The following is a 10,479-nucleotide window of genomic DNA, read 5'->3' on the forward strand; positions in this document are numbered from 1 at the left end:
GTACGGCCCGGCCACCACCTAGCGAGGCGCTCAGTGCACAGCGAGGCAGGCGCGGCTGCTGTGGGCTGCCGCGAGGTACCAGGTGAATAGCGCATCTCATTCAGCTTGCTATCGGCGCATTCCTAGTAAACCTTGAGGACGATCCGCAAATCCATGGCGCAGTCTTGCCTTGACGCCGCCCTGCTTTCCTCGCAAAATCCCACCACAAGCTGTCAGACAGCCTTACATATTTATCGATGACCGTCCTGAGCCGCCCCGCCTCGCTTGCCGCACGTATCGCCGACGCCCTGCGCGCCGACATCGCGGCCGGCCGTTTTGCCGCCGGCGCCCGGCTCCCGGCCGAAGCCGCCCTTGGCGAGACCTTCGGCGTGAGCCGCCCCATCGTCAGGGAGGCCATTGCACAGCTGAAGGCGGACGGGCTGCTGGTCACGCGCAAAGGCTCGGGCGCCTATGTATCGGACATGCCCGGCGGCCAGGTATGGCGCATGGCCCCCGAACTGCAAGGCGGCCCGACTCCAGCCCAGTTGTTCGAGTTGCGCATGGTGGTGGAATGCGCCTGCGCCGAAATGGCCGCGCTGCGCCGCACCGACGACGACCTGCGCGCCATCCACGCCGCGCTGTGCGCGATGCGCGAGCACGCTGAAGATTTCACCAGCGCCGCAGCCGCCGACGTGGCGTTCCACCACGCCATCGCGCAGGCCGCGCACAACCCCTGCTTTACCGGCCTGACCGATTTTGTTGGCCAGCACATGCTGGCGGCGCGGCAGACGGCTTGGGAAAACGCCGCGCGCTTTCGCGGCGGCTCGCAGGGCGCGGACAGCGAGCACGCCGCGCTTGTTGCGGCCATCGCCGCCGGCAACGCCAGCGCGGCGCGCCAGGCCGCCCGCCGGCACCTCGGTGCGGCGGCCAAGCGCATGGGGCTGACATTGAGCTAAGCCCTGGCGCAAGGCACAGGGCCAATCGACGGCACAACACAATCCAGGGACCCGCGGCACGCATGGCATGACAGGCGCAGGCCGCAACAGCAGAGAACAACAATGGAACAAGTAGATTGCGTGGTAATCGGCGCGGGCGTGGTTGGCCTGGCCGTGGCGAGACAACTGGCCATGCAGGGCCGCGAAGTCATCATCCTGGAAGCCGAGAACGCCTTCGGCACCATCACCAGCGCGCGCAACAGCGAAGTGATCCATGCCGGCATCTACTATCCGGCCGGCTCGCTCAAGGCAGCGATGTGCGTGCGTGGCAAGTCCATGCTGTACGACTACTGCGCCTCGCATCACATCCACCACCAGCGCTGCGGCAAGCTCATCGTCGCCACCACCGAGGCCCAGGTAGCCACGCTGGAAGCCATCCGCGCCAAGGCCGCGGCCAATGGCGTGCACGACCTGCAATGGCTTGGCCAGGCCGAGGCGCAGGCGCTGGAGCCGAACCTGCAATGCCGCGCCGCCCTGCTCTCGCCGTCTACCGGCATCGTCGACAGCCATGGCCTGATGCTGGCGTTGCTGGGCGATGCCGAGAATGCCGGTGCCATGCTGGCGGTGCAGTCGCCCGTGGCAGGCGGCGCGGTGACGCCGGATGGCATCCGCCTCGACGTGGGCAGCCAGGATGACGCGGCGGGCACCACGCTGCTGGCCCGTACCGTGATCAACTCGGCTGGCCTGACCGCGCCGGCGCTGGCGCGTAGCATCGAGGGCATGCCTGCCGAACACATTCCGCCGCAGTACTACGCCAAGGGCTGCTATTTCACGCTGGCCGGGCGTGCGCCATTCTCGCGCCTGATCTACCCGGTGCCGGAGGCCGCCGGCCTGGGCGTGCACCTGACCATCGACCTGGGCGGCCAGGCGCGCTTCGGCCCCAACGTGCGCTGGATTGACCAGATCGAGTACGGCGTGGATCCGGCCGATGCCGACAGCTTTTACGGGGAAGTGCGGAATTACTGGCCGGGGCTGGCCGATGGCGCGCTGCAGCCGGGTTACGCTGGCATCCGCCCCAAGATCAGCGGGCCGGGCGAGCCGGCGGCGGATTTCCGCATCGATGGCCCCGCCACCCATGGCGTGCCGGGGCTGGTCAACCTGTTCGGCATCGAGTCGCCCGGGCTGACCTCCTCGCTGGCTTTGGCCGAGCACGTGGCAAGCCTGCTCTGAAGCCCTGGCCTCAGCAAACGCCGGCGCCAGTCAGCGCCCGGCTGTGGCAGCGTCCGCCTTGGCGTCCGAAGCCGCCTCCGTACGGAACGTCATGAACGCGCACAGCGCGCCGCCCGCCGCTGCCAGCGCCGCCAGCCCGAACGTGTGGGCGGGCCCAAGCGCCTTCCACGTCCACCCCATCGCCAGGCCGCCGCAGGTGCCGCCAAGGCCGTAGGAAAGGCCGGTGTAGAGTGCCTGGCCGCGTCCCTGCAGCGGCCCGGCGAACCAGCGCTGCAGGCGCTTCAGGCTGGCGCTATGGTGCGCGCCGAAGGTGGCCGCGTGCAGGACCTGCACCAGCGCCATCAGCCATGACAACTGGGCAAAATAGCCGGTCAGGCCGAAGCGGATCGCGGCCAGCACGAAGGTGCCGGCGAGGATGGTGCGCAGCGGGACGCTGCCGAACAGCCGTCCCTGGTAGAAAAAGAAAACGATCTCGGCCACCACGCCGATGGTCCACATCACACCGATGGAAAACTTGCTGTAGCCAAGCTGTTCCAGGTACAGCGAATAGAACACGTACAGCGCGGCGTGGGCGAACATCATCAGGAACGCCGAGCCGAAGAACCAGCTCACATCGGGACGGCGCAGCAGCGGCAGCGCCGGGGGCGGCTTGACGCGTGGCCCCTCGTCGGGCGCATCGCGCATGCCTAACACCACCACAAGGAACAGCGCCAGCATGGCGCTCGCCAGCCACGGGAACACCTCCATGCCGTAGCGCTCGAACAGCGCCCCGCCCAGCAGCACGGCCGCGATAAAGCCGGCCGAGCCGAACATGCGGATGCGCCCGTAGCGGTGATCGAAGGCGCCGTAGCGGCGCAGCGTGGAGATGGTGAGCGCGTCGCCCAGCGGCGACATGGCGCTGGTGATCAGGTTCAGCCCGATCATCATCGCCATCATGCCGCCGTAGCTGGTGACGCCGGGCACCATCAGGAACGCCAGCAAGGAAGTCACGGCGGCCAGGCGCAGCAGGCGCACCCGGGTGTGCATCACGTCCGACAGCCAGCCCCAGAAATACGGGCCGACGATGCGGCTGACCTGGAAGCAGGCCATCAGCACGCCGATCTGCACCGGGGAGTAACCGCGCCCGGCGAAAAACAGGCTCACATAGGGAGAGATGACGCCGACGTAGCCGTAGTAGCCGAGGTAAAACAGGCCAAAGCGCGTCTCGGAGACACGCCCGGCGCCCGCGGCACGGGCGTGTTGTTCCGCCTGCGCCAACTCAGCGCGACTGGCCGGACTGCGGCGACTGGGCGGGAATGCGCGGGGTATCGACCTTGACGTCGCCGCACTGGGCACGGTGGCGCAGCGCGTGGTCCATCAACACCAGCGCCAGCATGGCCTCAGCGATGGGGGTGGCGCGGATGCCCACGCAGGGATCGTGGCGGCCGAAGGTTTCCACCGTGGCGGGCTGGCCGGCCTTGTCGATGGATTCGCGCGGGGTGCGGATGCTGGAGGTAGGCTTGATCGCCAGCGAGACGGTGACGTCCTGGCCGGTCGAGATGCCGCCAAGCATGCCGCCGGCGTTATTGCCGCGGAAGCCTTCCGCGCTGAGCGAGTCGCCATGCACGCTGCCGCGCTGGCTGACACTCTCGAACCCCGCGCCGATCTCTACACCCTTGACGGCGTTGATACCCATCATGGCATGCGCGATATCGGCATCGAGCTTGTCGAACAGCGGCTCGCCCAGGCCCACCGGCACATTGCTCGCCACCACCTCGATGCGCGCGCCGACGGAGTCGCCGTCGCGGCGCAGCGCGTCCATATAGGTTTCCAGCTCCGGCACGATCTCCGCATTGGGCGCGAAGAAGGGATTCTCCGGCACTTCCGCCCAGTCCACGAACGGCACGCGGACTTCGCCCAGCTGCGACATATAGCCCCGGATCTCGGTGCCATATTGCTCGCGCAGCCACTTCCTGGCCACGGCCGCCGCCGCCACCACCGGCGCAGTCAGGCGCGCCGACGAACGGCCGCCGCCGCGATAGTCGCGGATGCCGTACTTTTGCCAGTAGGTGTAGTCGGCATGGCCCGGGCGGAAGGTCTCGACGATATTGCCGTAGTCCTTGCTGCGCTGGTCGGTATTGCGGATCAGCAGGCAGATCGGCGTGCCGGTGGTCTTGCCCTCGAACACGCCGGACAGGATCTCGACCTGGTCGGGCTCCTGGCGCTGCGTGACGTGGCGCGAGGTGCCGGGCTTGCGGCGATCCAGGTCAATCTGGATGTCGGCCTCGGTCAGGGACATGCCCGGCGGGCAGCCATCCACCACCGCACCGATGGCCGGCCCGTGCGATTCGCCGAAAGTGGTGACAGTAAAGAGCAGGCCGAGTGTATTGCCGGACATGATGGGAGACCGCGCGGGGCGTGAGAATTGGGGAACGGGCTACATTGTAAGGCTTTTGCCGCCCTTCCGGCCCGCCCCGGCTCGCGCTCAGCGCGCTGGCGCCGCCTGCAGGTCTGGATAGTAGCGCTCGCGCATGCGCGCCACGTAGGCCACCAGGTTGGGGTGGGATTCAGCCGCGGTGCGGATCGGCGTGTCGAACAACGGGCACAGCGCGCCGGCCATGAAGGCGAACACGGTGGCGTCGGCGCCGCAAGGCTTGTCGCCCATCAGGTAAGGCTGCTCGCCCAGCACGTCGGCCACGGCCGCCACATCGCGGCCGGCGATCGCGGCCAGGTCGGCAGGGCTATGGCGCCCGAGCCCCTGCGTCCACAGGATGCGGCGGATCTTCGAGCGCACAAAACGGATCGCCAGCCCGCGCAGCGGCCAGGGCACGGCGCGGAAAAACGTCGCCGGGCCCCGGGCAAAATTGGCGTCGTGGTTCCAGCGCGCGTCGGCCACCGCCCAGTAGAAGTTATCTTCCAGCATCTTCTCGACCGCCCAGGCCGTGCCGCGCTGGGACTGCGTCAGCCCTGCGTCGAAGTCGATGTGGTAGGTCTTCTCCAGGTGCCAGCGGATCAGCGTGGAGTCCGCCACCACGCGGCCCTCGTCGTCGAGATACGGCAGCTTGCCCTTGGGCGCGCGCCGCAATCCGCCCTGGGCGCAGCGGTGCGGCAGCCCTCCGAGCTTGAGCAGCATGTCGGCCTTGGTGACGAAGGGGCTGGCATCGGGCAGGCCGAAGGCCGGCCCAAAGGTGTAAAGGGTGATCATGGTTGCCGCCTTCCGCTTGTCGTTAGCGCCACTCGCCGCGCAGGCCCTGCACCACCTGCTGCAGCCCCTCCGGCGTGGCCAGTTCCGGCGCAATCGGGTCGCCCACGACCAGCTCCAGCCGGTTGAGGATGCCGCGCCGGAATGGCCGGGACATGGCGTTGCCGCCCTTGCGGGAGAAGAAACTGCCCCACAGCCCGCGCAGCGCCATCGGCACGACCGGCACGGGGGTGCGCCGGATGATCTGCTGCACGCCCTGCTTGAAGGGATTGAGCTCGCCGGTGGCCGTGATCTTGCCCTCCGGGAAGATGCAGACCAGGTCGCCGTCGGCCAGCGCGCGCGCGACTTCGTCGTAGGCGCGCTCCAGCATGACCGGGTCCTCGTGCGCAGGAGCGATCGGGATAGCCTTGGCCTGGCGGAAGAACCACGACATCAGCGGCACCTTGAAGATGCGGTGATCCATCAGGAAACGCACCGGACGCGGGCTGGCGGCCATCAGCACCACCGCATCGGCAAAGCTGACGTGGTTGCACACCAGCACCGCCGCACCCTCGGTCGGAATGTGCTCGGCATTGACGCGCTTCAGGCGATACACCGTGTGCACCAGGATCCAGGCAATGAAGCGCAGCAGGAACTCCGGCACCAGCGAGTAAATGTAGATGGCGACCACCGCGTTGAGCAGCCCCACCACCAGGAACAGCTGCGCAATGCTGAAGCCGGCCTGGGTCAGCACCACCGCCAGCAGCGAGGAGCCGATCATGAAAAAGCTGTTGAGGATGTTGTTGGCGGCGATGATGCGGGCCCGGTGCGTCGGCGCGCAGCGGCTTTGGATCAGCGCGTACAGCGGCACGCTGTAGAAGCCGCCGAACATCGCCAGCAGGAACAGGTCGATCAGCACGCGCCAGTGGCGAGGGTCGGCGGCGAAGCCGGCCAGCCCGGATAGTTCTGCATGATGCTCGCCGTTGCTGGCGAAGAACAGGTCGACCGCGAACACCGTCATGCCGATCGAGCCAAACGGCACCAGACCGATCTCCACCTGACGCCCGGACAGCCGCTCGCACAGCAGCGAGCCGGTGCCGATGCCGACCGAGAACACCGCCAGCAGCAGCGTCACCACATTCTGGTCGCCGCCCAGCACGTCCTTGGCAAAGCTGAAAAACGAGGTGAGGAATGTCGCGCCCAAAAACCAGAGCCAGGAAATCCCCAGCAGGCTCAGGAACACCGTGCGGTCGGTCCGCGCCAGCTTGAGGTTGCGCCAGGTTTCGGAGAACGGGTTCCAGTTGATGCGCAGGTCAGGCTGCGGCGCCGGCGAATCCGGCACGCGCGCGGACACCATGCGCCCGGCCAGCGCCAGCAGCACGCAGGCGGCGCCGACATAGAGCGGCCCCACGATCTCCTCGCCATGGGTCAGGCCGGCCAGTTCGCCGCCCAGCAGGGTGCCAAGCAGGATGGCGACGAAGGTGCCCATCTCCACCAGCCCGTTACCGCCCACGAGTTCGGTCTCGTCCAGGTGCTGCGGCAGGTAGGCGAACTTGACCGGGCCGAACAGCGTCGAGTGCAGCCCCATCAGGAAGGTACCCGTGTAGAGCAAGGGCGCGCTGTGCATGGCAAAGCCCGCCAGGCCCAGCAGCATGATGGCGATTTCCAGCGTCTTCACCAGCCGGATCAGGCGGGATTTCTCGATCTTGTCGGCGATCTGGCCGCTGGTGGCCGAGAACAGCACGAACGGCGCAATAAAGATGGCCGAGATCAGGAACGCCGCGCTCTTGGCGTCAACGCCGTCGAACAGGGCCGTATGGTAAGTGACAAGGGAGGTGAAGGCGACCTTGAACAGGTTGTCGTTCATGGCGCCCAGGAACTGGGTCCAGAAGAACGGCGCGAAGCGGCGCGTGCGGAGCAGACGGAACTGGTTTTGTTGGCTCATGTAGCGCTCATGTAGCGGTCGGCTCAAAAAGATGCCGCGTCGTTGCGCGGCATTTATCATTTATACGGATTACGGGCCGTGCCCCAGGAGGGTGCACATGCTGCCGGACCAGGGCAACCCGCAGCACCTCGATCGGCCAAGGCCGCCGCCCGCCGCTACTTGGCGCCTGCGCGCCACGAGCGGCTTACTCGGTCTTTTCTTCTGGCCAGTCGCGGATGTAGGCCTTGAGCATGCGGTTCTCGAAGCTCTGCTCTTCCACCACGGCCTTGGCCACGTCGTAAAACGAAATCACGCCCATCAGCGTCCGGTTGTCCAGCACCGGCAGGTAACGGGTGTGGCGCTCCAGCATCATGCGGCGGACTTCATTGACGTCCGTCTCCATGGTGCAGGTCAGCGGCGCGTCGTCCATGACCTTGCGCAGGCTGGTGGTGCCGACGTTGCCGCCGTTGGCGGAGAGCGTCTTGATGATCTCGCGGAAGGTCAGCATGCCGACCAGGTCGCCGTATTCCATCACCACCAGCGAGCCGATATCGTGCTCGGCCATGATGTTGACCGCCAGCAGCAGTGACGTTTCCGGCTTCACCGTATAGAGCGTGTTGCCCTTGATCTGCAGGATGTCGCTGACTTTCATGATGGTCTCCGCTTGCTGAATCTGCTGTTTTGCTGTTTATTGCCTGCCGCTGCCGGCATGGCCTGATGCGCCGATCCTAGCCGAAACCAGCCGCCCAAGTAAAGCACGGGCCGCCGCCGGGGCCGCCAGGGCTATTTGCCGTGCTCCGCGGCGGCAGCGGATGCTACGATGCGCTCCGGAGACAACTCTAGCCCTTGAAGCCATGTCCGGTACCCGTTTCGACACCCTGGCGCTGCATGCTGGCGCCGCCCCCGACCCCGCCACGGGGGCGCGGGCCACGCCCATCCACCTGACGACATCCTTCGTCTTCAAAGACAGCGAGCACGCCGCCTCGCTGTTCAACATGGAACGCGCGGGCCACGTCTACTCACGCATCTCCAACCCCACGGTCGCCGTCTTCGAAGAGCGCGTCGCCGCCCTGGAGAACGGCGCCGGCGCGATCGGCGTGGCTTCGGGCCAGGCCGCGCTGCATCTGGCGGTGGCTACGCTGATGGGTGCGGGCTCGCACATCGTGGCATCCAGCGCCCTGTACGGCGGCTCGCACAACCTGCTGCACTACACGTTGCGCCGCTTCGGCATCGAGACCACCTTCGTGCAGGCGCGCGACATCGACGCCTGGCGCGCCGCCATCCGGCCCGAGACCAAGCTGCTGTTCGGCGAGACCCTGGGCAACCCCGGGCTGGACGTGCTCGACATCCCGACCCTGGCGCAGCTCGGCCAGGACAACGGCATCCCGCTGCTGGTCGACTCCACCTTCACCACGCCCTACCTGCTCAAGCCCTTCGACCTGGGCGCCGGCCTGCTCTATCACTCGGCCACCAAGTTCCTGGGCGGCCACGGCACCACCATCGGCGGCGTGCTGGCCGAAGGAGGCACCTTCGACTTCGACGCCTCGGGGCGCTTCCCCGAGCTGTCCGAGCCCTACGCGGGCTTCCACAACATGGTGTTTACCGAGGAAAGCACGGTGGCCCCGTTCCTGCTGCGCGCGCGCCGCGAAGGCCTGCGCGACTTCGGCGCCTGCCTGAGCCCGATGGCCGCCTGGCAACTGCTGCAGGGCATCGAGACGCTGCCGCTGCGCATGGCCCGCCACGTGGAGAACGCGCGCCGGGTGGTGCAGTTCCTGGTGTCGCACCCGATGGTCGAGTCGGTGGCCTATCCGGAGCTGGAATCGCACCCTGACTATGAGCTCGCCAAGCGCCTGCTGCCGCGCGGCGCGGGCGCCGTGTTCAGCTTCAACCTCAAGGGCAACCGCGCCGCGGGCCAGCGTTTCATCGAAAACCTGGCGCTGTTCTCGCACCTGGCCAACGTGGGCGATGCCCGCTCGCTGGTGATCCACCCCGCCTCCACCACCCACTTCCGCATGGACGCCGCGGCGCTGCAGGCGGCCGGCATCAGCGAAGGCACCATCCGCCTGTCGGTCGGCCTGGAAGACCCGGACGACCTCATCGACGACCTCAAGCGCGGCCTCAAGGCCGCCGAGAAAGCCATGAGCGCCAAGGGAGGGCAAGCCTGATGGAACTGACGATCGCAGGCCGCAAGGCCTACGCCTACACCGGTGGCAAACCCTTCGACCCGGCCCTGCCCTGCGCCGTGTTCGTGCACGGCGCGCAGAACGACCATAGCGTCTGGGCCCTGCAGACGCGCTGGTTCGCCAACCATGGCTTCAGCGTGCTGGCGGTCGACCTGCCCGGCCACAACCGTAGCGAGGGCGCGCCCCTCAAGACGGTCGAGGCCATGGCCGACTGGGTGGTCGAGCTGGTGCGCGCGGCCGGGGTCAGCGCCCCCGCGCTGGTCTTCGGGCACAGCATGGGCTCGTTGATCGCGCTGGAAACCGCCGCCCGCCACCCGGACGCGGTGCGCGCCATCGCCCTGCTCGCCACGGCCTACCCGATGAAAGTCGCCGACGCCCTGCTCGACGCCTCGCTCAACCACGTGGACCAGGCCATCGCCATGGTCAACGCCTGGTCCCACTCCAGCCTAGCCAACAAGCCTTCCTCGCCGGGACCGGGTTCGTGGATGCAAGGCGGCAGCCAGCGCCTGATGGAACGCGTGGCACAACGCAACCCCGAAGGCCACGTCTTCCACAACGACTTCTCCGCCTGCAACGCCTACGCCAACGGCGACGCCGCCGTGGCCGGCGTGCGTTGCCCCGCCCTGTTCATCAGCGGCAGCAAGGACATGATGACCTCGCCCAAAGCCGCGCAAGCACTCGCGGCCAAGATGGCCTCGGCCAGCACGGTCACGGTGCCCTGCGGGCATGCGCTGATGGGGGAAAGGCCGGACGAGGTACTCGACGCACTGGCGGCGTTCGCGCGCAAGGTGGTAGCGGCAGGTTGAACGCTGCGGCGTAGCGAGCGCCCGCCCTCTCCCCCGGCCCCTCTCCCACAAGTGGGAGAGGGGAGCCAACCAGCGGCAAGATCAACCAACTGGTGTAGCCGTGTGAAGCGCCCGAAGGGCGGGCCACACCCCAGCGCGATGCGAAGCGAGCCGTCAAGGTGTGCAGAGGCCGTATGGGGCGCCTCGGGATTCGGCGAAAAGAGCGGAAAAGAGGGACCCATGTCTGAGTATCGCCTTAAGGCGATGCGAGTTTGGGTCCCGG

At 67.5% G+C, this 10,479-nt stretch carries 9 protein-coding genes; 4 read left to right on the forward strand and 5 right to left on the reverse strand.

Going from position 1 to position 10,479, the window contains the following annotated elements; all coding sequences use genetic code 11:
• Positions 1-236 precede the first annotated feature (236 nt).
• Together ACYP5B_RS44435 and ACYP5B_RS44440 are read left to right on the forward strand one after the other, a co-directional pair.
• On the forward strand, positions 237-935 hold the full coding sequence (locus ACYP5B_RS44435; RefSeq protein ID WP_400093718.1) for a FadR/GntR family transcriptional regulator: 699 nt from the start codon (positions 237-239) through the stop codon (positions 933-935).
• 102 nt (positions 936-1,037) lie between these two features.
• Entirely contained in the window at positions 1,038-2,144 is a 1,107-nt protein-coding gene (locus ACYP5B_RS44440; protein ID WP_400093719.1) for an NAD(P)/FAD-dependent oxidoreductase, read from the forward strand.
• Positions 2,145-2,174: 30 nt separating this feature from the next.
• On the opposite strand, the gene ACYP5B_RS44445 is transcribed toward ACYP5B_RS44440, so the two are convergent.
• The 5 genes from ACYP5B_RS44445 to ACYP5B_RS44465 all read right to left on the reverse strand — a co-directional run bounded on the left by ACYP5B_RS44445 (position 2,175) and on the right by ACYP5B_RS44465 (position 7,880).
• Entirely contained in the window at positions 2,175-3,401 is a 1,227-nt protein-coding gene (locus ACYP5B_RS44445; protein ID WP_400093721.1) for an MFS transporter, read from the reverse strand.
• 1 nt (position 3,402) lies between these two features.
• Positions 3,403-4,521 (reverse strand): chorismate synthase, encoded by a 1,119-nt coding sequence (gene aroC / locus ACYP5B_RS44450; RefSeq protein WP_267606171.1) that lies wholly within the window; start codon positions 4,519-4,521, stop codon positions 3,403-3,405.
• 87 nt (positions 4,522-4,608) lie between these two features.
• A complete protein-coding gene (locus ACYP5B_RS44455) occupies positions 4,609-5,328 on the reverse strand; it encodes a glutathione S-transferase C-terminal domain-containing protein (RefSeq protein ID WP_318235648.1) in 720 nt (239 codons plus the stop codon).
• Positions 5,329-5,350: 22 nt separating this feature from the next.
• Positions 5,351-7,249: an MFS transporter gene (locus ACYP5B_RS44460; RefSeq protein ID WP_400093724.1), complete on the reverse strand. Its 1,899-nt coding sequence runs from the start codon at positions 7,247-7,249 to the stop codon at positions 5,351-5,353.
• Positions 7,250-7,433: 184 nt separating this feature from the next.
• On the reverse strand, positions 7,434-7,880 hold the full coding sequence (locus ACYP5B_RS44465; protein WP_267606169.1) for a CBS domain-containing protein: 447 nt from the start codon (positions 7,878-7,880) through the stop codon (positions 7,434-7,436).
• Between the two features lie 202 nt (positions 7,881-8,082).
• Here ACYP5B_RS44465 and ACYP5B_RS44470 point away from each other — a divergent pair, with 202 nt between their 5' ends.
• Positions 8,083-9,393 (forward strand): O-acetylhomoserine aminocarboxypropyltransferase, encoded by a 1,311-nt coding sequence (locus tag ACYP5B_RS44470; RefSeq protein WP_267606168.1) that lies wholly within the window; start codon positions 8,083-8,085, stop codon positions 9,391-9,393.
• Positions 9,393-10,217 carry an alpha/beta fold hydrolase gene (locus ACYP5B_RS44475; RefSeq protein ID WP_400093725.1) on the forward strand — a complete coding sequence of 275 codons (825 nt, stop codon included), beginning with the start codon at positions 9,393-9,395 and terminating at the stop codon, positions 10,215-10,217. The genes ACYP5B_RS44470 and ACYP5B_RS44475 overlap by 1 nt, the downstream gene beginning before the upstream one ends.
• Positions 10,218-10,479 lie beyond the last annotated feature (262 nt).

Source organism: Cupriavidus sp. 8B (assembly GCF_054589115.1).